The organism is Allobosea robiniae (assembly GCF_900102525.1).
GTDB classification, from domain to species: domain Bacteria; phylum Pseudomonadota; class Alphaproteobacteria; order Rhizobiales; family Beijerinckiaceae; genus Allobosea; species Allobosea robiniae.
Map to the genome: position 1 here is coordinate 1 of NZ_FNBZ01000015.1, position 25,699 is coordinate 25,699.

General features: G+C 66.7%; 23 protein-coding genes. 18 read left to right on the plus strand and 5 right to left on the minus strand.

Going from position 1 to position 25,699, the window contains the following annotated elements; translation table 11 throughout:
• Positions 1-265 precede the first annotated feature (265 nt).
• Positions 266-1,117 (minus strand): LysR family transcriptional regulator, encoded by an 852-nt coding sequence (locus BLQ70_RS24750; protein ID WP_170843520.1) that lies wholly within the window; start codon positions 1,115-1,117, stop codon positions 266-268.
• Between the two features lie 137 nt (positions 1,118-1,254).
• Between BLQ70_RS24750 and phnA the strand changes: the two genes are divergently transcribed.
• From phnA to BLQ70_RS24785, 7 genes are all read left to right on the plus strand, one after another.
• The gene (gene phnA / locus BLQ70_RS24755) at positions 1,255-2,511 is read left to right on the plus strand and encodes a phosphonoacetate hydrolase (protein ID WP_342028501.1); all 1,257 of its coding nucleotides are present in this window, start codon (positions 1,255-1,257) and stop codon (positions 2,509-2,511) included.
• Positions 2,511-3,815 carry an alkaline phosphatase family protein gene (locus BLQ70_RS24760; RefSeq protein ID WP_091862847.1) on the plus strand — a complete coding sequence of 435 codons (1,305 nt, stop codon included), beginning with the start codon at positions 2,511-2,513 and terminating at the stop codon, positions 3,813-3,815. The genes phnA and BLQ70_RS24760 overlap by 1 nt, the downstream gene beginning before the upstream one ends.
• A 20-nt stretch (positions 3,816-3,835) precedes the next feature.
• On the plus strand, positions 3,836-5,386 hold the full coding sequence (locus BLQ70_RS24765) for an ABC transporter substrate-binding protein (RefSeq protein ID WP_170843521.1): 1,551 nt from the start codon (positions 3,836-3,838) through the stop codon (positions 5,384-5,386).
• 23 nt (positions 5,387-5,409) lie between these two features.
• On the plus strand, positions 5,410-6,318 hold the full coding sequence (locus BLQ70_RS24770; RefSeq protein WP_091862851.1) for an ABC transporter permease: 909 nt from the start codon (positions 5,410-5,412) through the stop codon (positions 6,316-6,318).
• A 12-nt stretch (positions 6,319-6,330) separates the two neighbouring features.
• Positions 6,331-7,239: an ABC transporter permease gene (locus BLQ70_RS24775; protein ID WP_091862856.1), complete on the plus strand. Its 909-nt coding sequence runs from the start codon at positions 6,331-6,333 to the stop codon at positions 7,237-7,239.
• On the plus strand, positions 7,236-8,822 hold the full coding sequence (locus tag BLQ70_RS24780; RefSeq protein ID WP_091862859.1) for a dipeptide ABC transporter ATP-binding protein: 1,587 nt from the start codon (positions 7,236-7,238) through the stop codon (positions 8,820-8,822). The genes BLQ70_RS24775 and BLQ70_RS24780 overlap by 4 nt, the downstream gene beginning before the upstream one ends.
• A gap of 445 nt (positions 8,823-9,267) precedes the next feature.
• The gene (locus BLQ70_RS24785) at positions 9,268-10,680 is read left to right on the plus strand and encodes a M20 family metallopeptidase (RefSeq protein WP_091862864.1); all 1,413 of its coding nucleotides are present in this window, start codon (positions 9,268-9,270) and stop codon (positions 10,678-10,680) included.
• A 99-nt stretch (positions 10,681-10,779) separates the two neighbouring features.
• On the opposite strand, the gene BLQ70_RS24790 is transcribed toward BLQ70_RS24785, so the two are convergent.
• Positions 10,780-11,463 carry a GntR family transcriptional regulator gene (locus tag BLQ70_RS24790; RefSeq protein WP_061966706.1) on the minus strand — a complete coding sequence of 228 codons (684 nt, stop codon included), beginning with the start codon at positions 11,461-11,463 and terminating at the stop codon, positions 10,780-10,782.
• A gap of 320 nt (positions 11,464-11,783) precedes the next feature.
• On the opposite strand from BLQ70_RS24790, the gene BLQ70_RS24795 reads away from it, so the two are divergent.
• The 11 genes from BLQ70_RS24795 to BLQ70_RS24845 are packed head-to-tail and all read left to right on the plus strand — an operon-like array spanning position 11,784 to position 23,106.
• On the plus strand, positions 11,784-13,316 hold the full coding sequence (locus BLQ70_RS24795; protein ID WP_091862867.1) for an ABC transporter substrate-binding protein: 1,533 nt from the start codon (positions 11,784-11,786) through the stop codon (positions 13,314-13,316).
• On the plus strand, positions 13,313-14,269 hold the full coding sequence (locus tag BLQ70_RS24800) for an ABC transporter permease (protein WP_061966704.1): 957 nt from the start codon (positions 13,313-13,315) through the stop codon (positions 14,267-14,269). The genes BLQ70_RS24795 and BLQ70_RS24800 overlap by 4 nt, the downstream gene beginning before the upstream one ends.
• Positions 14,266-15,084, plus strand: a complete 819-nt coding sequence (locus BLQ70_RS24805) for an ABC transporter permease (protein WP_091862870.1) — start codon at positions 14,266-14,268, stop codon at positions 15,082-15,084. Before BLQ70_RS24800 ends, BLQ70_RS24805 begins: the two co-directional genes overlap by 4 nt.
• A 33-nt stretch (positions 15,085-15,117) precedes the next feature.
• Positions 15,118-15,942: a creatininase family protein gene (locus BLQ70_RS24810; RefSeq protein WP_061966702.1), complete on the plus strand. Its 825-nt coding sequence runs from the start codon at positions 15,118-15,120 to the stop codon at positions 15,940-15,942.
• A gap of 54 nt (positions 15,943-15,996) precedes the next feature.
• The gene (locus BLQ70_RS24815) at positions 15,997-17,052 is read left to right on the plus strand and encodes an extracellular solute-binding protein (protein ID WP_091862873.1); all 1,056 of its coding nucleotides are present in this window, start codon (positions 15,997-15,999) and stop codon (positions 17,050-17,052) included.
• A 10-nt stretch (positions 17,053-17,062) separates the two neighbouring features.
• A complete protein-coding gene (locus BLQ70_RS24820; RefSeq protein WP_091862876.1) occupies positions 17,063-18,112 on the plus strand; it encodes an ABC transporter ATP-binding protein in 1,050 nt (349 codons plus the stop codon).
• The gene (locus BLQ70_RS24825) at positions 18,109-18,951 is read left to right on the plus strand and encodes an ABC transporter permease (RefSeq protein WP_091862879.1); all 843 of its coding nucleotides are present in this window, start codon (positions 18,109-18,111) and stop codon (positions 18,949-18,951) included. The genes BLQ70_RS24820 and BLQ70_RS24825 overlap by 4 nt, the downstream gene beginning before the upstream one ends.
• The gene (locus BLQ70_RS24830) at positions 18,948-19,736 is read left to right on the plus strand and encodes an ABC transporter permease (RefSeq protein WP_091862883.1); all 789 of its coding nucleotides are present in this window, start codon (positions 18,948-18,950) and stop codon (positions 19,734-19,736) included. The genes BLQ70_RS24825 and BLQ70_RS24830 overlap by 4 nt, the downstream gene beginning before the upstream one ends.
• A gap of 9 nt (positions 19,737-19,745) precedes the next feature.
• Positions 19,746-20,426, plus strand: coding sequence for an RraA family protein (locus BLQ70_RS24835; RefSeq protein WP_091862886.1), 681 nt, complete (start codon positions 19,746-19,748; stop codon positions 20,424-20,426).
• A gap of 11 nt (positions 20,427-20,437) precedes the next feature.
• Complete coding sequence (locus tag BLQ70_RS24840; RefSeq protein ID WP_091862889.1) at positions 20,438-22,114, plus strand: cephalosporin acylase I; 1,677 nt, start codon at positions 20,438-20,440, stop codon at positions 22,112-22,114.
• A 26-nt stretch (positions 22,115-22,140) separates the two neighbouring features.
• Positions 22,141-23,106, plus strand: coding sequence for a 2-hydroxyacid dehydrogenase (locus BLQ70_RS24845; RefSeq protein ID WP_091862892.1), 966 nt, complete (start codon positions 22,141-22,143; stop codon positions 23,104-23,106).
• 135 nt (positions 23,107-23,241) lie between these two features.
• Here the strand turns inward: BLQ70_RS24845 and BLQ70_RS24850 are convergent, their stop codons facing one another.
• The 3 genes from BLQ70_RS24850 to BLQ70_RS24860 are packed head-to-tail and all read right to left on the minus strand — an operon-like array spanning position 23,242 to position 25,689.
• Positions 23,242-23,958: an ABC transporter ATP-binding protein gene (locus BLQ70_RS24850; protein ID WP_091862923.1), complete on the minus strand. Its 717-nt coding sequence runs from the start codon at positions 23,956-23,958 to the stop codon at positions 23,242-23,244.
• The gene (locus tag BLQ70_RS24855) at positions 23,945-24,703 is read right to left on the minus strand and encodes an ABC transporter ATP-binding protein (RefSeq protein ID WP_091862896.1); all 759 of its coding nucleotides are present in this window, start codon (positions 24,701-24,703) and stop codon (positions 23,945-23,947) included. Before BLQ70_RS24855 ends, BLQ70_RS24850 begins: the two co-directional genes overlap by 14 nt.
• Positions 24,700-25,689 (minus strand): branched-chain amino acid ABC transporter permease, encoded by a 990-nt coding sequence (locus BLQ70_RS24860; RefSeq protein ID WP_425284638.1) that lies wholly within the window; start codon positions 25,687-25,689, stop codon positions 24,700-24,702. The genes BLQ70_RS24855 and BLQ70_RS24860 overlap by 4 nt, the downstream gene beginning before the upstream one ends.
• Positions 25,690-25,699: the final 10 nt, after the last annotated feature.

The window sequence follows — 25,699 nt, forward strand, 5'->3', positions numbered from 1 at the left end:
TATCAAGGATTCCGGCCTCGGTTACAAGGAGGGCGTCGTCGAGGCCATGAAATCCTTCACAAACGTCAAGACGTGGTCGATGCCCTGGACCGCGTAAGCAGTCCTCGCGATCTTCTCGCAGCGCGATAACGTCGACGCGGATGCCATCATTCGCCGATGCCGTGGTCATGACCGGACGCGTTGCTCACGCGGACGGCCCGTGGAGCACCCTCGTCTCAGGCTTCAGCGCCGCTCCGCAACGGCTGCATGGTGCTTGCGCGCGGCTCTAGCCGAAATCGGCGAACAGGAAAGTCAGCAAGCGATCTGCAGTTTTGCGCCGGCAAACTTGGGGGTCGAACACCGCCGTGAGGAGAGACCCGTCTGATTTGAGATGTGGGAACGGCAGCTCCAGGCGCTTCTGCCGGATCAGGTCGGCCAGCACGCCAGGCGGCCCGATCACGCACCCCTGATCCGCGACGGCAGCCTCGACGGCAATATAGAAATGCGGTGTCGAGCGCGTCGCGACTGGCGCGTCGATGCCGGCTACAGCCAGCCAATCCTCAAGCTCGCCGGCCCGCGTCCGGGCGACCAAAAAAGTCTCCTGGGCAATCGCCGCAACGCCCTCTTGCCGCAGCCGTTCCGCGCGTTCCGGCGTGGCCAGCACCGTCAGGCGCTCGATTCCGATCGGCCGTCGTTCCAAACCGCCGGTATCGTCGGCCTGCCGCACGATCGCGATGTCGAAAGGCAGGCGTCGCCATTCGTCGGTGGTGTGCATCTGGCTGACCCGGACCGGGCGTCCGCCCATTTTCGCTTCCGCGTCGACGAGCCGGGGCAGGATCCAGTGCATCGACAAGGTGGCGTTCGCGGCGATGGTGATGACCCGCGTGTCCGACACCCGGGTCGCCGACATCCACGCCTCCTCGATATGCCGCAATGCGGTACCGACCGCCTGGGCCAGCTCGGTTGCCAAGGGGGTCGGCTTCAGCCGGTGGCCGCTTTCGAACAGCGGCGCCTCGATCTCATGCTGCAGCTGAACGAGCTGCTTGCTCACCGCACCCGGTGTCACACGAAGGTCATCGGCGGCCGCCACGACGTTGCCGGTGCGAACGACGGCTTCCAGAACGGACAACGCGCGCAAGGACGGGAGGTGCATATCGATGTGAATTTGAGAAAACCTCACATTGGCATGACCATAATTCGCTTTCGTAAATCCGTAAAGTGAAGAAGTCTCAAGAACTGCCCGAGTTGTCCAAAAGTAAAATGGTGCGGTGCACAATGTCTATCGAAGTGAATGGCCGTTTTTACGCTCGCCCTGTGCGCCCGAGCGTCGTGATCTGTTATGACGGTTGTGATCCGGCCTATGTGGCAGATGCGGTCATCCGCGGTGTCTCGCCGCGTTTGAAACGGATGCTGGCGGACGGGTTCTACGCCAATGCCTTGTCGGCGATGCCGAGTTTCACCAACCCCAACAATGTCTCGATCATTTGCGGCGCGCCGCCGAGGGTTCACGGAATCTCGGGCAATTACTGGTACGACCGCGCCACGAAAACCGAAGTGATGATGACCGACGCAGGGCCGCTGAGCGCCCCGACGGTGCTGGCCAGCCTGTCTCAGGCCGGCGTCAAGGTGGCGGCGGTGACCGCAAAGGACAAATTGCGCAAGGCGCTGGCAGTGGGTTTGGCCGGTCCCGGCGCGAGCGGCATCGCCTTCTCGGCCGAGAAGGCCAGGAGCTGCACCATCGAGGAGCACGGTATCGACAGCGCCGAGGCGCAAGGCGATGCGCCCGTGCCCGGCCAATACTCGCCGGAGCTTTCGCTGTTTGTGCTCGACGCTGGCGTGCGCCTGCTCAAGGCCGCGCGCGCCGAGCTGCTTTATCTCTCGCTGTCGGATTTCGTGCAGCACGCTTACGCGCCGGGCGCACCGCAATCCGATGCCTTCATGAAGGCGGTCGACGACCGCATCGGGGCCCTGCTCGATCTCGGCGCCGTTGTCGGCGTCGTGGCCGACCATGGCATGACCGACCTGTCGCTTGCCGACGGAACGCCGAACATCCTCTATCTCGGCGACGTGCTCGATGCCCGTTTCGGCCCGGGCTGCCTCAAAGTGATCTGTCCGATCACCGATCCATTCGTGCGCCATCACGGGGCCCTTGGCGGCTTCGTGCGCGTCCATGTCGTCGGCGAAGCCGACCATGCCGAGGTTCGCGATTTCATCGCCGGGCTGCCGGGCATCCAGCACGCCCTGATCCGCGAGGACGCTTGCCGCATGTTCGAGCTGCCGATGGAGCGGGAGGGCGATGTCACGGTGGTGGCCAGCAAGGGCGTCGCGCTCGGGACCAGCAAGGGCGCCCACAAGCTCGAAGAGCTCGCCGGCGCCAGATTGCGCTCGCATGGCAGCCTCGCCGAGCGCGACGTGCCCTTTGCGGTCTCCAGTCCGCTGAACGCCGAGTACCGGCAGAAGGCACGGAGCGGCCAGCTCTACAATTACGATATCTTCGACTATGTCCTCAACGGCACGCAGGAGGCTCGGTGATGGCCGCCGGTTCGCAGATCAACAGCGGCCGTCGCGCGGTCGCGCTGATCCTCGACGGTCTGCGGCGCGATTTCGTGACGCCGGAGCATACGCCGAACCTCGTCGCCCTGAAGGCGCGGGCCACCTGGTGCGACAGCCACCGTTCGGTGTTCCCGTCGGTGACGCGCGTCGTCTCCTCGTCCTTCGCCACCGGATACCGGCCATCGGGGCATGGCCTGGCCGGCAATACTGTTGCGTTGCTGAACGGCGACGATCTCGAGCTCTATGATGTCGGCAAGCCCGAATTCCTTGGCCACAAGGAGCGCCTGACAGGGCATGTCCTGCGTCAGCCGACCCTGACTGAGCGGCTCGCCGAGACCGGCGGCGCTGTGATTTTCAACAATGTCTCGCCGGGTGCCGCCTACATGCACGACCCGCGCGGCCACGGCCATGTCTATCATCGCGCCGGCTCTTATGGCCCCGGCCGCAAACCGATCGAAGGGAGCGACGCGCTGAGCGTCGCCGGTGACATCGCCGGAGATAGGGCGGTGCTCGACCGCTTCATCGCCGAGGTCGTGAACACGCGGAAGCCTGCCTTCGCGCTGGCCTGGCTCGGTCACCCCGACACGACCCAGCATGAGGTCGCGCTCGGCTCGCCGCGTCATCTGGAAGCCCTCAAGATCGTCGACGGCCATGCCAAGCTCTTGATTGAGGCGGTCGATGCGGCGCGCGCTGCAGGCGAGGACATCCTCCTGCTGATCGGCTCCGACCACGGTCACCAGACTGTCACGGGGATCGTCGATATAGCCGGCGAACTTGTCGCTGCCGGGCTGAAGGATTCAGCCCAGTCCGGCGACGTCGTCGTCGCTCCCAACGGTACCGCCGCCTTGATCTATGTCGACCGCCGCAATGCCGACCGCATCCCCGCGCTTGGCCGTTTCCTCGGCGAGCAAGGCTGGGCGGGACGCGTGATGGGACCGGATGCCTTCGCCGCCGCCGGCATTCCCGAAGGCGGTGGCCTGGCGTTCGCTGTGGCGCTGAAGGCCGATGACGAAGGCGTCAATGAGTTCGGCGTTCCCGGCCTCAGCCTTGCGGCCAAGCCCGTCGGGGGCAAGGCCGACCGGCTCGGCTGCGGCCAGCATGGCGGTCTCGGCCGCTACGAGCAATCGCCCTTTCTGATCCTCGACGGCCCGGGTTTCGCAAGGGGCCACGAGATCTCGGCCGAGACCTCGGCGATCGATATCGCGCCCAGCATTCTGACCTTTCTCGACCAGCCGGCAGACGGGCTCGACGGACGGGCCCTGCAGAATCGGCAATTCGCCTGAACCCCTCAAAGGAGGCTCGCATGACAGACCGCATAACCGATCTCGCGATCAGCCGCCGCGCCCTGCTGGCGGGTACGGCCGCCATGACGGCCGGCGTCCTCGGCGTTCCCGGCCTGCCGCAGGCCCAGGCCGCCCGCAAAGGCGTGCTGAAATACGCCACGCTCGGCCTCGACACCGCCGATCCGCACCGCCACACCGGTTCGATCGCGGTGCAGCAGGCCTATGTCGAGACGCTGACCTCGATCGCGTCGGACGGCGCCGTCGAGCCGTTCCTGGCCGAGAGTTTTCAGGTCTCGCCGGATGGCAAGACCTACACCTTCAAGCTCCGCCAGAACGTCAAGTTCCACAATGGCGATACGCTGAAGAGCGCCGATGTCGCGGCCAATCTCGAACGGGTGAAGAACAAGGTGAAGGGCGGCTGGCTCGTCACCGCGATCAAGCTCGTCAGCAAGCTCGAGACACCCGACGACAACACGCTCGTGGTCACGCTCGACGCGCCCTATTCGCCTTTCCTCAACCTGCTCTCCGAATTGTGGATCCTGTCGCCGAAATCGGAAGGCTGGGACGAGACGATCAAGACGCCGATCGGCACTGGCCCCTTCACGTTCGGCACCTGGCAACCCAAGGTGAAGCTCGTCGCGCCTGCCTTCCCCGGCTACTGGAGGAGCGGCTTGCCGAAGGTCGAGCGGGTCGAGTTCGACCTGCGCGACGGTGTCGACAAGAGCCTCGCGCTGCGAGCCGGCGACCTGCACATCATCCAGCTCGACCGCGAGCCGGCCGAAACGCTGAAGAAGGTGGGCGCCGCTGACATTCTCGGTCTCAAGGACACCAGCTGGTTTTCGATCGCCTTCAACAACCGTAAGCCGCGTAAGCCGTTCGACGACATCCGCGTGCGCCAGGCGTTGGCGCTCGCCGTCGACAAGCCGGCTTTCATGAACTTCATGGGCGGCGAGCAGGGCATCGTCACCAACCAGATCGTGGCCCCGGGCAATGCCTATTTCGACAAGGCCTGGCACGATGCCGATCCGTTTCGGAAGCCCGATCTCGACAAGGCCAAAAAGCTGCTGGCCGATGCCGGTGTGAAGCCGGCCGACCATACGATCGAGTTCGTGTCCTGGCAGGAATCATATGCACAGGTCGTGGTGCAGATGGTCCGGAAGCTCGGCTTCAAGGTCAACCATGTCGCGCTCGATGATGTCGGCGCGCAGAAGCGGCTTGGCCAATACGACTGGGACATGAATGTGATGTCGTCGGGACCGCGCGCCGACATCTTCCTGCGCTATGTCCGGCTGATGAGCGACGGCCCCAACCCGACGCTGTGGGGTGGCATCCAGGATCCCGAGCTCGACAGGATGATCAATGCCGGCGTGCAGGAGCCGGACCAGGCCAAGCGCAAGGCGAACTATCTGACCGCGTCCAAGCACATCGACGACAAGGCCTATTTCTATGTCATCGGCCATTCGCCGAGCCTGATCGCGGTTAAAAAGGGCGTCAAAGGCTACGAGTCCGGCTTCACCTGGGCGTGTCACTGGGCGAGCGGCGGCGTCGCCCACACGACGATCGACAGCTGAGCGCGGATGGAAGGATTCGCGCCATGTCCGCTCCACCCATCGCCGTGAGCGCGCCGCGCAGTGCTGGCCGGCGCTGGCCTGTCGGCGTGCTGCTTGCGACTGTTGCCGTGGCCATCGTCGCGCTGGCCGGCCTCGTGGCGCCGTGGCTGACAGCCAATTCGCCGCTGGACCAGGATCTGCTCGCGATCAACAAGGGGCCGAGCGCGGATTACTGGCTCGGGACCGACCATCTCGGCCGCGATATCTGGGCGCGCCTGCTCTATGGCGCGCGCTTCACCTTCGGTATCTCGATTGCCGGCACGGCCATCGCCTTTGCGATCGGCGCCGGTCTCGGTCTCTTCGCGCTGGCGCTCGGACGCTGGAGCGAAGCGACCCTCTACGCCGGCATCGACCTGATCCGCGCGCTGCCGGGAACGTTGCTCGCGCTGCTGCTGATCGTCGGCCTCGGCAGCGGCACCGGCCCCCTGATCGTGGCGCTCGGCATCTCGTTCGCCCCGCTCGTGGCCTATGTCGCGCGCGCCGCGTTCCACCGCGAGGCGGTGCGGGACTACGTGCATGCCGCCACCAGTTTCAGCGGCGGGCGCATCCACGTCCTGGTGCGGCACATCCTGCCCAACATCGTCGGAGCGCTGGTCACCCAGGCCGCGATCATCCTGCCGCGCTGCATCGTGACGGAATCGGTCTTGAGCTTTCTCGGAGTCGGCTCCTCGCCCGATGCTCCGACCTGGGGGCGGATGATCGCCGATTCCAGCCGCTTCATCGAGCGCGCGCCGCACGCCATCGTCATACCGGTCCTGGCGCTGGTGGTTCTGACGCTCAGCCTCTCGGTGCTTGGCAACGATCTGCGACGCTGGCTCGACCCGGTCCGCGAGAACGCCGGGGAGGCGGCCGAGCCGGCCGAGATCGACCCGCAACTCGCAATGCCGCGCTGAGGAGGCACAAGCATGGATCGTCTCGCTTCCGTCCTCTTCGCCGTGCTGCGCGGGCTCGTCCAGGCCGCCTGCATCGTCGCACTGACCTTCTTCCTCTGCCGCGTGATGCCCGGCGACGTCGTCGACGTGCTCGGCCTCGAAGGCGGGCTGACCGCCGACCAGCAGGTCGAGATGCGCCGCGCGCTCGGCCTCGACCAGCCGCTGCTGTCACAGTTCGTGACCTGGGTCTCGCACGCGCTGCAGGGCGATTTTGGTCGGTCGCTGCGCTTCGATCAGCCTGTTTCGGACATGCTGGCGAACGCGCTGCCGGTGACGCTGAGATTCGCCTTCCTCAGCTTTGCCTTCGGGGTCGGGCTGGCGCTGCTGCTGGCCATCGCTGCCACGGCTTTCCGCTCGCGCTGGCTCGACGGGCTGATCGACGGGATCAACATCTGGTCGATCGCGGTGCCGACCTTCTGCGCCGGTTTCGCCGCGATCCTGATCTTTTCGATCTGGCTCGGCTGGCTGCCGGTGATCGGCGGCCTGCTGATGCCGGTGATCATCATAGGGCTCGACAACGCCGGGCAGATCGTCAAGTCGCTGCGCGAGGAGTTGAAGGAGGCGGTCATGCTGCCCCATGTCCGCACGGCGCGCGCCAAGGGGCTCTCGCCCTGGCGCATCGCCATCGCCCATGTCCTGCCGGCGGCCGCGCCGATCATGCTGGCGCTGTCGGGTCTCGCGCTTGGCGGGCTCGTCGCGGGGTCGCTGACCATGGAGGTGCTGTTTGCGCTGCCCGGCATCGGCAGCCTGACGCTGAACGCCATTCACGGCCGCGACTATCCGATCATCCTCGCTGCCGTAACCGTCATCGCAGTGGCTCTGGTGCTGATCAACACTGTGATCGACATCCTCCATCGCCTGATCGATCCGAGGCTTGCATGATCGGCAAACTGCTCGAAATCCGCGACCTCGACGTCATCATCCACGGCCGAAAACTGGTGGACTCGATCTCCTTTGCGCTGGCGCCGGGCGAGACTGTGGCGCTGATCGGCGAATCCGGTTCCGGAAAATCGATGACGGCCTCAGCGATCATGGGTCTGCTGCCGCCCGGGATCACGATGGCAGCGCGCTCCGCGATCGTCTTCGACGGCAAGCCGCTCGATCCGGCGGACGAGACCGCGATGCGGCCGTTGCGCGGCCGCGACATCTCGGTCGTCTTTCAGGACCCGATGAGCTGCCTCAATCCCTTCATGACGGCAGGCGCGCAAATCGACGAGGCGCTGCGCCGGCTCGGGCACGGCGACGGCACCAAGCGCCGCGCGCGGATCCTCGAATTGCTTCAGCTCGTCGAGATGTCGGATCCGGCCACGATCGCCAGCCGCTATCCGCATGAATTGTCCGGCGGTCAGCAGCAGCGCGTGATGACGGCGATGGCGCTTGCTGCCGAACCGAAATTGCTGATCGCCGACGAGCCGACCAGCGCACTCGACGCCACCGTGCAGGCGGAGATCCTGGCCCTGCTCAGGCGCCTGCAGGACCGGCTCGGCAACGCGATGCTGTTCATCACCCATGATCTCGCCGCGGCAAGCCAACTCGCCGACCAGATCGTGGTCATGCACAAGGGGCGCTGCGTCGAACAGGGTCCCACGGCCGAGGTGCTGCTCTCACCGAAGGACCCGTATACGCGGATGCTGGTCTCCACGCGCACCATGCTCGCCGAACTGCCTGCAACCGCGCCGCGTTCGAGCGCCGAACCCCTGCTCGCGATCAGCGGCCTCCAATACGAATATCCGGCCAAGCGCCTGTTCTCGAAGCCGTTCCGGGCGGTGGACGGTATTTCGATCGCGATCGCGCCGGGCGAAACGCTCGGCATTCTCGGAGAATCCGGTTCAGGCAAGTCAACCCTGGCCAAGCTGATCATCGGGCTGGCCCGACCCGGCGGCGGCGACATCGCCTTGTTCGGTGAATCGCTGGCGGCGCGGAACTTCCGCCTGACACCTGCCATGCGCAAGCGCTGCCAGATCATCTTCCAGAATCCGTACGGTGCGCTCAACCCGCGGCTCACCATCGAGAAGGCGATGCGCGAGCCGCTCGAACTGCTCGGCCTCAGCGGCCCTGACGATCGTGCCAAGCTCGGCAGCGCACTCGCCGATGTGAACCTGACGCCCGACTATCTCGGACGCTATCCGCACCAGCTTTCGGGCGGGCAGCGCCAGCGTGTCTGCATCGCCCGCGCGCTTCTTTCCGAGCCGAGCCTTTTGATCTGCGACGAGATCGTTTCCGCGCTCGACGCGACCGTGCAGATGCAGGTGTTGCGCACACTCAAGGCGCTACAGCAGAAACGCGGCTTCGCCATGCTGTTCATCGGCCACGACATCGAGATCGTGCGCTGGGTCTCCGACCGGATTGCAGTGATGCATCGCGGCAAGGTCGTCGAGCAGGGCGAGGCCGGAGCGCTCGTCACGCACCCGGTCGAGGCTTATACGCGCAAGCTGGTCGCCGCGATGCCTCGCCCTATCGCCTAGTAAGTCTAAAGGTAAATCGGGTTCGACCAGGCGATACGGCCCAATGGGCATCGTCGCAGGCGCGCGCATCGATGCGCCGGCCGGTGTTGACTGATCCGACGAGCGATTATGCCCGCAAGCTTATCGATTCCGTCCCCTATATCGCTGGCCACCTCCAATTCCGCAGCAGCGCAGGCGAGGCTGCTTGGCCGAGTTCGGCAATTCAAGCAGAGAAAGTCAGCATCTCGTACGTCCGCTGCTTCGAAGACCGCACCAGCCCATCACCTCCTTCGCGAACGGCACGCCCTTGCCCGCAACAATCGCCGATTCTTTGGCGTAAAATTCAGCCGTTCTGTCGCCGGCCCTGTAGTAGCCTCGCCTGGTTGGGGCCGCTGACCGCCGAACCGTTGCGATGATGGCGGCCTTCAGTGGCCCATGTGGGCGCCATGCATCGCGGGAGAAGGCAGTGCAGAATACCGACAAGATTTGGACGATCGTCGATGCAAAGCAGGCTGATTACATCGAACTGAGCGATCGCGTCTTCGAAATGCCCGAGCTCAACTATCGCGAGGTCAAGTCGGCTGCGGCCCATGCCGAGCAGCTTCGGCGCGAGGGGTTTCGCGTGGAGACGGGCATCGCCGGATTGCCGACCGCGGTCATGGGCGAGGCGGGGGAAGAGGGCCCGGTGATCGCCATTCTCGGCGAATACGATGCGCTGCCGGAGCTGTCGCAGACGCCGGGCCTGTCCGAGCATCAGCCGCTTCCGAACCAGCCGGCCGGCCATGGCTGCGGCCATAACCTGCTCGGCGCCGGCGCCATGCTGGCGGCTGCCGCGGTCAAGGATTTCCTCGCGGAACGCGGGCTCAAGGGCCGCGTCCGCTATTATGGCTGCCCGGCCGAGGAAGGCGGCGCCGGCAAGGCGTTCATGGTCAAGGAGGGCGCCTTCAAGGATGTGGACATCGCGATTTCCTGGCATCCGGCGGATTTCGCGGCGGTGACGGCGGCCATCTCGCTCGCCAACACGACGATCGATTTCGAGTTCACCGGCCGCGCCTCGCATGCCGCCGCCGCTCCGCATCTCGGCCGGTCGGCGCTCGATGCGGCCGAGTTGATGAATGTCGGCGTCAACTACATGCGCGAGCACATGCCGAGCGATGCGCGTATCCATTACGCCTATCTGGACGCCGGCGGCATCGCGCCGAACGTCGTGCAGGCCAAGGCCAGGCTGCGCTATGTCGTGCGCGCGACGATGGTCTCACAGGTCCACGAGCTCCTCGCCCGCGTCCGGAAGATCGCCGATGGCGCCGCGTTGATGACGGAGACCACCGTCACCAGCGAAGTCGTCAGCGCGATGAGCAGCCTGCTGGCGAACACGCCGCTGGAAGACGCCATGCAGCGCAATTTCGACCGGCTCGGCCCGCCGCCCTTCGATGCGGAGGACGTCGCCTTCGCCAGGCGCATGCAGAAGACGGTGACGCCCGCGCATATCGAAAGCGCCTTCCGCCGTTCGGGATTGCCGGCGACGGATTTCCCGCTGTGCAACGCGATCGCGCCCAAGGAAGCACCGGGACCGCGGATGATGGGCTCGACCGATGTCGGCGACGTCTCATGGGCCGTGCCGACGGTCCAGGCACGGGGCGCGACCTATACGATCGGCACGCCCGGCCATTCCTGGCAATTGACCGCGCATGGGCAGTCGCCGCTGGCCCACAAGGGCATGGTTCACGTCGCCAAGATCATGGCGGGCGTCGCCACGGACGTGCTCGTCGAGCCGGGCTTGCTGGAACAGGCCAAGGCCGATTTTGCGGAGCGCCTGACCCGGACGCCTTACAAGCCGCTCCTGCCCGATGATGCCAAGCCGCCCTTCCACATGTTCTGAAGCGGCTTGTCGATCACTGTGATGCAAGGACGCCCGGCTCCATAGCCGGGCGGGGACCGCTGCGGCGCGATCCGGGGCCTGCCGACCTGGGTTGGCGCGTCAGGCTTCGGCTGCCTGCTCCGGCAGCCGCGAGATCACGCCGACGATCGGGCGCAGATGCTGCTCGAGGATCGCCAGCGCCTTTTCCTCATCCCATTCGGAAAGGGCGGCGATCAGGGCGTGATGTTCCCTGCTGATCCGCGCGACGCGGGTCGGGTCGGTGCTGATCGCCGTCATCGCGACGCGCTGCTGGCGGGCGCCCAGCGACTGGTAGAGGTCCGACAATACGACATTGCCGACCGCGGCGATCATGACGAAGTGAAACTCGCGGTTCAGCTCGACCCGATTGAAATAGTCGCCCTGCGGCAGGTGCTCCAGCTCTGCGAGGATCGCATGCATGTCGGCAGGAAGCGGCAATTCCTCACGGCAGATGCGGCGGATCGCATGGCTTTCGATCATGCGCCGGGCCTCGTAGAGGTCGAGCAGCTCCTGCGCCGTGACCTGCCGGACGAGGGCGCCGCGGCGCGGCAGCAAATCGATGAAACGTTCCGCCTCCAGGCGATGGAAAGCCTCGCGGACGGGCGTTCGCGACACTCCGAGCGCCGATGAGATTTCCTCCTCCTCGATGAAGCAGCCGCCGAGGAAGCGGCCGCGCAGGATCTGCTCGCGCACATAGAGATAGACCCGTTCCCGGGTCGGCTTGCCCCGCAAGGCAGCCATCTCGTCCTGTTCGATCATGGCCATCGACAACGCGCCCCCTTCGGTCTTTTCTAGGGCTGTCGAGAGTAGACAGCAAAAAATCCGCCACGTATACATGACGCATCAAGAGCGCGGCTCGCCTATTCGTCTATAGCGAAGCCGTGCCGGGGAACCGCATGACCGTGCACGCCACCTTCGCGACAGGAAGCTGCAGACCGGGCCGATCGGCCCGGCGCAGGCGGCTTTGTCGGATCGCTGGCGCGGTTATTGCTCGCATCAGCCCGGCTCCGCCCTTCCCGCCATCGACGGGAACCGACAGGGCTTAAGCCCGCGGACAGCCGGACCCAGCAGCAGAGGATCAGCCCATGACCATCTCTCGCCGTTCCGTCCTTGGTGCCGGCCTTGCCGGCCCGCTGCTGGCCTCGCCTTTCCTGATCCGCCCCGCGAGCGCACAGCGCGCCGCCGGCATCATCCGCTACGGCCTGTCGGCCTTTCCGCCGAACCTCCAACCCTGGGTCTCGACGGGGGCGTCGGCCGGCACCGTCAAGATGCTGATCAACCGCAGCCTCGTCTCCTACGATTCCAAGGGTGAGCTGCGCGGCGAACTCGCCGAGTCCTGGTCGCGCGATCCCGAGGGCGCCTGGGTCTTCAAGCTGCGCAAGGGCTGCGTCTTCCACAATGGCGAGCCGGTCACCGCCGATGACGTGAAATGGTCGATCGAGCAGATCGCCGGCGAAAAATCGACCGCCTATATGCGCACGCAGTTCCAGTTGATCGAGAAGGTCGAGATTCCCGATCCGCAGACGGTCCGCTTGGTCACCAAGGGGCCGCAGGCGACGCTGCCGAGCTGGTTCGCCAACTACAACACCTTCGTCATCTGGCGGAAATCGAGCCCGAACGAGCCGATCGGCGCAGGTCCCTTCCGCCTCGTCGGGCAGGAGCGCGGCACTTCGGTGGAGCTTGCGGCCTTCGACAAGTTCTACAAGCCGGGCATCCCGAAGGCGAAGGGCATCAAGTTCATCGTCTATGCCGACGAGAACCTGCGCAACGCCGCGCTGATCTCAGGCGATGTCGACATGATCGAATACGTGCCCTGGCAGTCGATGGCGACGGTCGAGGCCGATCCGCGCCTCAAGCTCGACAACCAGGAGGGGCCGTTCATGGACGTGCTCTTCAACGGCACGAAACCTCCGTTCAACGATCCGCGCGTGCGCCGGGCCGTTGCGCATGCGGTGAAACGCGAGGACATCGTCAAGGTCGCCTTCTTCGGGCGCGGCAAGCCGCTCGAAGGCGTGCCGATCGTCGAGGGCACGCCCTGGTACGACAAGGAGCTGGCGCATGGCTGGAACTATGATCCGACCCGGGCCAAGGCGCTGCTGGCGGAAGCCGGCCATGCCAACGGCTTCCAGACGACACTGCTCGCCACCGCCCAGTTCGGCATGCACAAGGACACCGCCGAGATCGTCCAGCAATATCTCGCGGCGATCGGCATCCAGGCGGAGCTGCAATTGCCGGACTGGTCGACGCGGGTGAGCCGCGGCTCGCGCGGCCAGTACGACATGGCGATCCACGGGGTGTCCTCGGACAACAACGATCCGGACGGATTGACCGTGGTGCTCGACACCTCGCTCTCGCCGACGCATGGCCGCTCCTTCAAGGTCGATGCGCCGCGCACCATCGCCGCACTCGCCAAGGGCCGGGCCGAGTTCGACCAGGACAAGCGCGTCGAGATCTACAAGGAGATGCAGCGCGCCGCGCTCGAGGAGGTGCCGCTCGTCGGCCTCGCCTGGCGCCAGCAGGGCTATGGCATGGACAAGGGCATCCAAGGCTTCACCAACCTGCCCGGCGCGCTCTCGACATCCTCCGGCAATCAGCTCGAGGAGACCTATTTCGGATGAGCGCGGCCTGGCTCGGACGGCGGCTGGCTCTGACCCTGGCGATGGCCTGGGTCGTGGCGACGATCGTGTTCCTGGCGCTGCATATGGTGCCCGGAGACCCGGCCGAGCTGCTCCTGTCGACATCGGGCGCCATGCCTGATCCGGCGACCGTGCAGGAACTGCGCGAGAAGCTCGGGCTCGATCAGCCGCTCCTGGTCCAGTACGGCCATTTCCTGGCGGGGCTGGCGCGAGGGGATCTCGGCACGTCACTGATCGACGACTATCCCGTCATCCAAGAGATCGCGCTCCGGCTGCCGCGCACGCTGGAGCTGATCCTGACGGGAACCCTGATCGCGCTCGTGATCGGCGTGCCATCGGGCGTCTATGCCGCGGTCCATCGGGGCGGCGCCTTCGACCGCGTCGCCTCCTGGATCACCGCGCTGTTGCTGGCGGTGCCGGTCTTCGTCGTCGGCACCCTGCTGGTGCTGCTGCTGGCGCAGACGCTGCGATTGATGCCGGCGGGCGGCTTCGTTCCGCTCACGCAGGACCCGGCCCAGCACTTCAAACTCCTGACGCTGCCGGCGGTGGCGATCGCCAAGGGGCTTGCGGCCGTGCTGTTCCGGATGACGCGCGCCGCGACGCTCGACGCGCTCGCCCATGATTATGTCCGGACCGCGCAGGCCAAGGGGCTTTCGCCGCGACGGGTTCTCGTCGTGCATGTGCTGCGCAACGCACTGAACCCGGTCGTTACCGTGCTGGGTCTCCAGATGGGAACCTTGCTCGGTGGGACCGTGCTGGTCGAATATGTCTTCAACTGGCCGGGCCTGTCGACGCCGCTGCTGCGTGCCGTCGAGGGGCGCGACTATCCGATGGTGGTCGGCATCATCCTGACGATCTCGGTGCTGTTCCTGCTGATCAATCTCCTCGTCGAATTGCTGCACGCGGCGATCGACCCACGGGTGCAGCACGCATGAGGCGGCGCGGATTCACACGGCTTCTGGTGCCCGGCGGCGTGGTCGCCGTGATCCTGCTGATGGCTCTGACGGCACCGCTTCTGCCGCTGCCCGATCCCGTCAAGCAGGATGTGGCGCAGCGCCTGGCCGGGCCGATGGCGGGGTCCTGGCTCGGGCGCGACGAGTTCGGCCGCGACGTGCTCTCGCGACTGGTCTGGGGCGCGCGCACCAGCTTGTCCGTCGCCTTCGTCTCGGCGCTGTTTGCCGGGCTCGTCGGCATCACGCTCGGGCTGATCGGCGGCTGGGCGCGGAGCTGGGGCGCTTTTCTCACGGTGCGCAGCGTCGAGATCATCATGTGCTTCCCGCCGGTGCTGCTGGCGCTGCTGGTGGTGACGCTGCTCGGCCCCGGCGCCGGAACGCTTATCCTCGTGCTCTCGGTGCTCTATTTGCCCGGCTTCGCGCGGGTGACCTATGCCGAGGTGATCGCGGTGAAGGGGCGGGACTATGTCGAGGCGACGCGGGCGCTCGGCGCCACGCAGTCGCATCTGTTGTTCCGCACCGTGCTGCCCAATATCGCGGGGCCGCTGCTGGTGCAGTTCTCGCTGGCGGTCGCCGCCGCCGTGGTGATCGAGAGCGGGCTGTCCTTTCTGGGGCTGGGCGTCGTGCCGCCGGCACCGTCCTGGGGGCTGATGATCCGCGGGGCGCGCTCGACCATGGAGCAGGCGCCGCTGCTGCTGCTCTGGCCCTGTGCCGTGCTGACCCTGACGATCCTCGCCATGAACCTGCTCTGCGACGCGCTGCGCGACATCCTCGACCCGCGCACCAGCGAGCGCTGACGAACCAAGTATTTCCCAAGGAAGGACCACGCCATGGCTACCAAGACAGATCCTCTCGTCCATATGGGCACCATCACGGGCGGGGAGGCGCGCGAGCTGCTCCAGTCCAATCCGGTGATCCTGCTGCCGATGGGCAGCCACGAGGACCAGGGTCCGCATGCGCCGATGGGCGACTACCTGCTGGCCGAAAAGATCGCCGAGCTTGCCGCCCTGCAGGCGAGCAAGGCCGGCACGCGCACGCTGGTCGCGCCGGTGCTGCCCTATGGCGGGGCGGACTGGTTCGGCCCGATGATCGGCGGCATCGCCATCTCGCAGAGCACGCTGACGGCCGTGATCGCCGAGATGGTCGACTCGCTGCATCGCAACGGCCTGACCCGGATCATCGTGATCAACGGCCATGGCGGCAATGTCGGCCCGATCTCCGAGGTCGCGCGCGAGCTCTACCAGCGCGAGCGCATCGTGCTGCCGAGCCTCTATCTCTGGCGCATCGCCTACGGCATGCTGCCGGGCATCGTCGGCGCCGAGACGTCGGCGAAGGTCTCCGGCCATGGCGCCGACCCGCTGACCAGCCTCGGCCTGCACCTCTTCCCCGAGTTGATCCGCAAGGACCTCATCCCGGCCGGCAAGCCGATGAAGCGCGATCCCATCCTCGACCTGCCCTTCACGGGCCTGGGTACCGCGAGCTTCGACGGCGCCGAAGTGGGGGTGCCGCACGAATACGACGAGGTCTATCATGACGGCGTCGGCAAGGGCGATCCGACGCTCTGCTCGGCCGAGACGGGGGCGAAGCTGGCGGAGAAGCTGAGCGATGTCGTCGCGCGCTTCGTGGCCCATTTCGCCGCCAAGATTCCGGCCTGAGCTGACAGCTCGCTAACCAGCCGCCCGAGGCGGCGTCACAGCAGGAGTTATCCCATGCTCACCCGCCGCCTCGTCATCCAGTCCGGCCTCGCCACGATCGCGATGCCGGCCGTTCTCCGGGCGCAGACACTCTCGGGGCAGATCACGCTGATGTCCTATGCGGGCATCTTCCAGGACAACTACACCAAGGCGGTGATCGAGCCGTTCCAGCAGGCGCATCCGGGCGTGAAGGTGAACTTCGTGCCCGGCGGCTCCTCGGCCCAGATGGTCGGCAGCGTGCGAGCGCAGAAGGCCGATCCGCAGACCGACGTGGTGATCATGGACGTCACCACCTCGAGCATCGGCAATCTCGAGGGCCTGTTCGAGAAGCTGACGCCCGCCGATTTCCCGGTGCTGAACGAGCTCCTGCCGGAGGCACGCGCGGCCGGCGGTGAATTCGGCCCGGCGGTGACCTTCGACCATCTCGTGATCGTCCAGGACGCGGCGCTCAGCCCCCAGATCGCCAAGCTCGCCGATCTCTGGCGCCCGGATCTCAAGGGCCATATCGCGCTCGCCGCGCCGCCGAACATCCAGGGCCTGGCGCTGACGGCAATGACCGAGAAGATGGAGGGCGGCGACTACCGCAAGTCGATCGACGCCGCGATGAAGAAGCTGAAGGAGCTCGCGCCGGGCGTGAAGACCTTCGACCCCAACCCGGACGGTTATTCGCTGATCCTGAACGGCGTGGCGAAGGTCGCGACCGGCTGGAATGCGCGGGCCCAGCTCTATTCCGACCAGACCGGCGGCAAGATCAATGCGCTGCTGCCGCCCGAGGGCTCGGTCTTCCAGGTCAACACGATCAACCTGACGGCCGGCTCGAAGAACCGCGCTGCAGCGGCGGCTTTCGTCGCGCATGCGCTGTCGCAGGGCCCGCAGAAGGCCTTCACCGAGCGGATGTTCTATGCGCCGACCAATGCCAAGGCCGATATCGATGCCAAGGCGCTGGCGCGCACCGCCGCCTCGCCGGAGAACCGCGCCCGCATGATCCCGGTCGATTGGAACGAGGTCCTGAAGGTGCGCGACCAGTGGAACAACCGCTGGCGGCGCGAGGTCATCGCGGCGGCACGCTGAGCGGCAGGCGATGAGCTATCTCGAACTCGCCGGGCTGCAGAAGCGCTACGGCAACGCGGTCGCGGTCGACGACGTCTCGCTCTCGGTGGAGCAGGGCGAATCCGTCGCGCTGCTCGGCCCCTCAGGCTGCGGCAAGACCACGACTCTGCGCATGCTCGCCGGGCTGATCGAACCAAACCGCGGCACGATGACGCTCGACGGCAGCGAGATCACCAGGCTGCCGGCTCATAAGCGCAATATGGGCTATGTCTTCCAGTCCTATGCGCTGTTCCCGCATCTCTCCGTCGGCCGCAACATCGCCTTCGGCCTGGAAGAGCGCGGCGCCTCGCGCTCCGAAATCGAGAAGCGCGTCCAGGAAGGGCTGGCGCTGGTCCGACTCGGCGGCCTGGAGCAGCGCCGCCCGAAGGAACTCTCCGGCGGCCAGCAGCAGCGCGTTGCGCTGGCCCGCGCGCTCGTGATCCAGCCCTCCGTGCTGCTGCTCGACGAATCCCTGTCCAATCTCGACGCCAAGCTGCGCGATGCGATGCGCCACGAGATCCGCTCGATCCAGCGCACGCTCGGCATCACCACCCTTTTCGTCACGCATGACCAGGTCGAGGCGCTGACGATGTGCGACCGGATCGCCGTGATGCATCGCGGCCGCATCGCCCAGATCGGCAGCGCCGAGGATATCTACGACCGGCCGGCGACGCGCTTCGTGGCCGAGTTCGTCGGGCGCGCCAATGTGCTGCCGTTGGCGCGCGACGCACAGGGCCGCGCGACCGTTTGGGAACAGCTCGTGCCGGTCGAGGCCGCCGAGAATGCCGATCTCTTCGTCCGGCCGCAGCGCATGCGCATCGTGCCGGTTTCCGAGCCGGCCAGCGGCGATGCAGCGCGACTGACAGGCCGCGTGCTGCGCAGCGTCTTCGTCGGCGACCATGTCGAGGTGCTGGTCGAGGGTGCAGGCGGGCAGCTCACGGTCGAGATGCCTTCGGGCTCGGCCGCACCGGCCGAGGGCAGCGAGGTCGCGATCGTCTGGCCGCGGGCGGAAAGCCGTGTCTTCGTGCGCGAGGCGTCATGACCGCCTCGCGCCGCCTGCCGCTGCTGCTGATCCCGGCGACGCTGTTCCTGCTCGTCATCTATGTCTGGCCGTCTCTGGGGCTGTTCCGCAACGCCTTCAACGAGGTCGGGCCGACTGGCGGGATGATCGAGGCCTGGTCGCTGGAGACCTGGCGCGCGACCTTCCATGACAGCTTTACCTTCGAACTGACGCTGAATTCGCTCTGGCTCTCGTCGGTCTCGACGCTGATCGCGCTCTGCCTCGCCTATCCCGTCTCGCTCTTTCTGTTCCGTACCGATTCCCGTTTCCGTGGGCTGCTCGCCGTCGTCGCGATCATGCCGATGCTGGTCTCCGGTGTGGTGCGCGTCTTCGGCTGGCTCGCCATTCTCGGCGATCGCGGACTGGTCAATACGACGCTACAATCGCTCGGCCTGATCTCGACGCCCTTGAAGCTCGTCTTCAACTGGACCGGCGTCACCATCGGCCTCGCCGAGAGCATCATGCCCTATATGATCCTGGCGCTGCTCGCCGGCTTCGGCCGGCTCGACCGCACGCTGGAGGAAGCCGCGCGCTCGCTCGGCGCTTCGCCGTTCCGCACCTTCCGGCGCATCACCTTGCCGCTCAGCCTGCCGGCGATCGCGCTCGCGGCGGGTTTGGGCTTCGTGCTGTCGATGTCGGCCTATATCACGCCCAAGCTTTTGGGCGGCGGGCGCGTCTTCGTGCTGGCGACCGAGATATTCGAGCAGGCGACGACCAACACGAACTGGCCCGTTGCGGCTGTGTTGGCGATCTACACCCTCGTCCTGCTGCTCGCCCTGCTTGTGGTCTCCAATCTGGTGGCGCGGAGGCTGCAGCGATGACCGGGGCGGGGCGCGTTCTCTCCAGCTTCGCGGCGCTGGTCTATGTGATGATCTTGGCGCCGATCGTCGTCGTGGTCATGCTGGCCTTCTCGGCTGACAATTTCATCCTGTTCCCGCCGTCCGGCTATTCGCTGCGCTGGTTCAACCAGCTCGCCAGCAACGGGCCGCTGCTGACGGCGCTCTGGCTCAGCGTGCGGATCGCGGCGGTGGTGACCTTGCTGTCGCTGGTGGTCGGCGTGCCCGCGGCGCTTGCCCTGGCGAAAGGCCAGTTCCCGGGCAAGGCGGCGCTGACGGGCTTCTTCCTGGCGCCGCTGCTGTTGCCGACGCTCATTACCGGTCTCGCATTGCTGCTGTTCTTCTCGCCATTGAAGCTGACGGCGACGCTGCCCGGCCTCGTGCTCGGCCATATGACGGTGACCGTGCCCTTCGTGATCCGGATGATGGCGACGGCGCTGGCCAACCTGCCGGATGATATCGAGGCTGCCGCGGCCACGCTCGGCGCCACGCCCTGGCGTGTGGTGCGGCGGGTGACGCTGCCCTTGGCGACGCCCGGCCTGATCGCCTGCGCCTGCCTGTCCTTTCTGCTCTCCTTCGACGAGACGGTGATCTCGCTCTTCATCGCCGGCCCGCGCGCCTCGACCCTGCCGGTCGAGATGGTGCGCTATGTCGAGGGCCGCACCGATCCGCTCATCGCGGCCCTGTCCGTGGTGCTCATCGTCGCGACGCTTGCCGTCGTTCTCGTGGTCGAACGCCTCGTCGGCGTCGCCCGTGCTGTTGGAAAGTAGGAGACACTCATGCCCGATTATCGCATCGAAGCCATGCCCGAGCAGCTGCCGGCCGCGCTGGTCGAGAAGCTGCAGAAGGTCGAGACCGCGACCATCGGCCATTCCCAGCACTGGGGCTTCATGGATCGCCGCATCCAGCCGCTGCTGCGTGGCAAGCGCATCGCCGCGGCGGCCGTGACACTGGCGATCCCCGGCCAGGATTCGACCCTGCTGCACCATACGCTCGGCCTGTTGCGTCCGGGCGACATCCTTGTCGTCGACCGTCTCGGCGACGACAAGCACGCCTGCTGGGGCGGCGGCGTCACGGTTGCGGCCAAGGCGGCCGGCGCGGTCGGCGGTATCGTCGATGGACCCTGCACCGACCTCACCGAGATCGAGGATTCCGATTTTCCGATGTGGTGCCGCGGCATGTCTCCGATCACCACGCGGCTCTACAATCTCGGCGGCACGCTCAACCTGCCGATCTCCTGCGGCAATGTCCCGGTCAAGGCAGGCGACGTCATCCTGGCCGACGAATCCGGCGTGCTGGTGCTGCCCCGCGCCGAGGCCGAGGCGATTGCGGATGCCGCCATCGCCCGGCAGGAGCGCGGCGAGAAGACGCAGAACCGCGTCAAGCTGGGCGAGAAACTCGGCGACATCTCCGGCGCGACCAAGATGGTGCTCGACGCCATCGCGGCGGCAAAGGGCTGAAGAGGCCAATCATGAACGCTCCCGTCCCCGTCCCGCGCGTCGCCGATTTCACCTGCGAGAAGAAGCCGGCGAGCGGCTCGCGCGGCATGGTCGTCACCAATCATCCGCTCGCTTCGGCGGCGGGCGCGCAGATCCTGCTCGCCGGCGGCAACGCCATCGATGCGGCCGTCGCCTCGCTCTTCGCGCTGACGGTGGCCGAGCCGATGATGGTCGGCATTCTCGGCGGGGGCCTGAGCCATATTCGGCTCGCCGACGGGCGCCATGTCGTGATCGACAATCTCTCGACCGCGCCGGGCAAGGCGACGGCCGACATGTATGATTGCCTGTCCGACGAGATCGGCAAGCAGCGCGACACGCGCGACCGCGAGAATGTGGTCGGGGCCAAGGCGGTCGCGGTTCCCGGCGCGCTGAAGGGCTGGTGCGAGGCGCTCGCCCGCTTCGGCACGCTGACGCTCGCCGATGTTCTCCAGCCGGCGATCGGACTGGCGGAGCGCGGCTTCGTCGTCACGCCCTATCTCTCGAACTGCATCACCGACAATGCCGCCGACCTCGCCCGCGATCCCGGCCTCGCGGCGATGCTGCTGCCGGGCGGCAAGCCGCTTCAGCCGGGCATGCGCCTCGTCCAGTCCGACTATGCCGCGAGCCTGAAGCTGATCGCGGCGGAGGGACCTGAGGCGCTCTATGGCGGGAAGCTCGGGCGGGCACTGACCGATTACATGGCGGCCCATGGCGGGCTGATCGACCAGGCCGATCTCGCGAACTATAAGATCGAACTGCGCGAGCCGATCCGCGGCTCCTATCGCGGCTACGAGATTATTGGCCCGCCGCCGCCCTCGTCCTCGGGGGTGCACATCACGCAGATGCTCAACATTCTCGAAGGCTACGATATCGGCGCGCTCGGCTTCGGCTCGACGGACGCCGTGCACCTGCTTGCCGAGGCCCTGAAGATCGCCTTTGCCGACCGCGCCGTGGCGACCGCGGATCCGGCCTTCGTCAAGGTCCCGGTCGCGAGACTGATCGACAAGGCCTATGCCGACGAGCGCCGCGCCCTGATCGAGATGGGGCAGGCCAAGAGCTGGACGGCCGGGCTCTCCGGCGGCGAATCCGCCGACACCACCCATGTCACCGTCGCGGATGCCATGGGCAATGTCGTCAGCGCGACGCAGACGATCAACGGGCTATTCGGCGCCTGCGTGCAGATCCCCGGCACCGGCATGATCGCCAACAACTACATGTACAACTTCGACCCGCATCCCGGCCGCGCGCTCTCGATCGCGCCGGGCAAGCGGGTCTTCACCTCGATGGCGCCGATGATGGCGTTGAAGGACGGCCGGATCGCCTTTGCGCTCGGCCTGCCCGGCGCCTTGCGCATCTTCCCCTCGGCGCTGCAGGCGATCGTCAACCTGATCGACCACCGCATGAGCCTGCAGGAGGCGGTCGAGGGTCCGCGCGTCTGGACCGAGGGCGGCGTGCTCGAACTCGAGGAAGCCATCCCCGAGGCCGTGGCGCAGGCACTGGTCGCGCGTGGCCATAAGGTCGTGCGCTCGCCGCGCGTCGCCGGCGGCATGAATGCCATCTCCTTCAATCCGGACGGCACCTTGACCGGCGCCGCCTGCTGGCGCGCCGACGGCACGCCCGTCGCCATCTCCGGCGGGCTCGCCCGCGCCGGCGCCCGCTTCACCATCTGACCCGATCTTTTCGACTGGACCATCCCATGCCCGAGACCATCTGCCTCCTCGACATGACCACGCCCGAGCGGGCCGACCGCCTGCGCGAATTCCTGCCGGATGGCTTCGTGCTGACCCATGGCACCGCCCGCGGCGACGAGCACATGAAGGAGATCATTGCCGAGGCCGATTACGCGATTTCCGGCCAGGTCGGGGTCTCCGGCGATGTGCTGCGCGCGGCGAAGAAGCTGAAGCTCCTGCATAAATGGGGCGTCGGCTACGACAATATCGATATCGAGACGGCCAAGGAGCTCGGCATCAAGGTCGCCCGCACGACCGGCTCCAATGCGGTCGCCGTCTCCGAATTTGCGCTCGGCCTGACGATCTCGACGCTCCGCCTGATCGCCTATGGCAATGCCGAGCTGAAGAAGGGCAACTGGCGCACGGGCCAATTGCCGTCCGACACCTATACGCTCTCGGGCAAAACGGTCGGCGTCGTCGGTTTTGGCGCGATCGGCAAGAATTTCGCCAAGCTTCTGAAAGGCTTCGGCTGTACTATCCTCTACAGCAAGCGCACCCCGCTCGATGCCGCCGAGGAAGCGACGCTGGGCGTCAAGCATGCCTCGATGGAGGAGATCCTGACGCAGGCCGACGTCGTCTCGCTGCATTGCCCGCTGACACCGGAAACCAAGGACCTGATCGACCTCGCGGCGCTCAGGAAGATGAAGAAGACGGCGGTGCTGATCAATTGCGCGCGTGGCGGCGTCGTCAACGAGACCGATCTCGTCACGGCGCTGCGGGCGAAGGAGATCGCGGGGGCGGCGATGGATGTCTACGAGATCGAGCCGCTGCCGGCGGACAGCCAGTTGCTCACGCTGGACAACCTTGTGACGACCCCGCATCTCGCCGCCATGGCGTCCGACAATTTCGCGCCGGTGGTGAAGCGTATGTTCGCCAACATGCAGCACGTCTCGCGCGGCGAGCCGGTGCCGCCGCTCGATCTGGTGGTGTAAGGCTTACGTGTCATTCTCGGGCGAAGCGAAGCGCAGACCCGAGAATCTCAGGCAGGAAGGGTGCCGGAGCCTCCTCCGGCACGAGATGCTCGGGTCAAGCCCGAGCATGACGGTCAGGCTAGGGCGCGGTGAAGCTCAGTGCAGCCCGCCGACGCCGATATAGCGTTCGAGCACCTCTGCATCGGCGCGCAGCGCATCCGGCCTGCCCGACCAGACGATCCGGCCGCGTTCGAGGATGATGACGTCCTCGGCGAAGGCCAGCGCGCTTTCCAGCCGCTGCTCGACGAAGAGGATGGTCATCGTGCCGCTCGCGGCAAGGCGGCCGAAAGCTTCCATCAGCATGTCGCAGATGACCGGAGCCAGACCTTCCAGCGGCTCGTCTAGCAGCAGCACGGAGGGCTGTCCGAGGATCGTGCGCGCCGTCGCCAGCATCTGCTGCTCACCGCCGGAGAGCTGGGAGCCGAGATTGCGTCGGCGCTCGCCGAGGCGGGGAAAGAGCGCATAGGCTTCCTCGATCGCCGTGCGTGGGCGGCCCTTGAGCCCAGCGAAGAGGTTCTCCTCCACCGTCAGGCCCTTGAAGATTTCGCGGGTCTGCGGGACGAGGCCGATGCCGCCATGGGCGCGGGCCGCCGTGCCGAGCGCGGTGATATCCTGCCCGCCAAGGCTGATGTTGCCGGCGTAGCGCCGGGTCAGCCCCATCAGGCTCGCCATCAGAGTGGTCTTGCCCATACCGTTGCGGCCCAGGATGGAGAGGCGCCCGCCCGCTGGCACCGAAAACGAGACATCCTCCAGCACATGGGTCTGGCCGTAGCCGGCGCTGAGGTTGCGGATGTCGAGCTCAGCTGCCGGCATGGGCATAGCTCCCGAGATAGGCTTCGCGGACCTTGGGGTCCCTGGCGACCTCGGCCGGCAGGCCCTGGAAGATGAGCTCGCCTGCGGCCAGCACGACCACGCGCCTGGCGAAGCGGAAGACGAGGTCCATGTCGTGCTCGATCATCAGCACGGCGAGCGAGGCCGGCAACCTTGCCAGCGCTTCCTCGATGCGCGGCGTGTCGCTGGACGGCACGCCGGCGGCGGGCTCGTCGAGAAGCAGCACCTTGGGGCGCTGCGCCAGCGCGATCGCGATCTCCAGCAGGCGTTGTTGGCCATAGGCGATCGTCGCGACCTTGCGGCGGGCGACCTCGGTCAGGCCGAGCGTGGCGAGGATTTCGGCGGCTTCGTCCGTCGCTGCGGAATCGCCGTGGAAGCGGGCGAGGATGCGCGTCGCGCGGCCGAGCCGCTGCAGGATTGTCATGACGACATGCTCTTCCGGCGTCATGTCCGGGAAGAGGCGCGTGACCTGGAAGGTGCGGACGAGGCCGCGCCTGACGCGCTTCACGGCGCCCAGGCTCGTGATGTCCTCACCCGCGAGATGGACGCTGCCCGCGCTCGGCGGGATGCGGCCGGTGACGAGATTGACGAAGGTAGTCTTGCCGGCGCCGTTCGGGCCGATCAGGGCGAGGCGCTCGCCCTCGTTCATCGCCAGCGAGATGTCGCTGTTGACCTTCAGCCCGCCGAACGCCTTGGAGAGACCAGAAACTTCGAAGACCGCGCTCATCGGCCGGCCCTCCAGCGGTCGCGCGTCAACAGTCGGGCGAGTTCATCGAGCGTGCCGGAGAGCCCGCGCGGGGCGAAGAGCACGATGGCGATCAGCACGGCGCCGACCAGCGTCATCCAGTGGAACGGGTTGATCGCGGCGACGATGTGCTCGAGCGCCATGAAGATCACCGTGCCGATCAGCGCGCCATAGAGATGGCCGATGCCGCCGAGCACCAGCATGACCAGCGCATTGGCGGAAACCTCGAAGCTCACGCTGTCGAGCCCCACGACCTGCGTCGCGATGGCCGCGAGCGCGCCGCCCATGCCGGCCACAGTGCCGGAGATGACGAACATCTTGAGCAGAACCGGGAAGGCGTAGATGCCGAGCGCGCTGATCCTGAGCGGGTCCTCCTTCAGGCCGCGACAGACCATGCCGAATGGCGAGCGCGTGACGAAGCGCAGCACGGCGAAGACGATCAGGAGCAGGCCGAGGCCGAAGAGATAGGCGCTGCGGCCCCAGAGATCGAACTCGAAGAGGCCGAAGAGCGGGGCAGGGCTCATGCCGGAGAGGCCGTCGCTGCCGCCGGTGATCGAGGAGGCCTTGTTGGCGGCCTCGTGCAGGAGCTGGACGATGGCGATCGAGAGCACGAGCTGCGGCAGGCCGTGGGCGCGCAGCATGATCGCGCCCATCAGGAGGCCCATGACGGCGCCCGCCGCGGCTCCGATCAGGATGAGCAGAACGGGGTCCGTGACGCCATGGACACAGGCGATGCCGGCTGCATAGGCGCCTGCGCCATAGAGCGCGCCCTGGCCGAGCGAGGCGATGCCGCAATAGCCGACGATGAGGTCGAGCGAGAGCACGAGCAGCGCGACCGAGATGACGCGGGTCAGGAAGGCGAGGTTATCGGGAAAGAGCCAGTAGCCGGCGAGGCCGACGAGCGCGATCAGGGCGAGGCCGAGGAGATCGCGGCCGAGCGTGCGGCCTGTGGATGCGGGCACGGGCATCCCGCTCGCC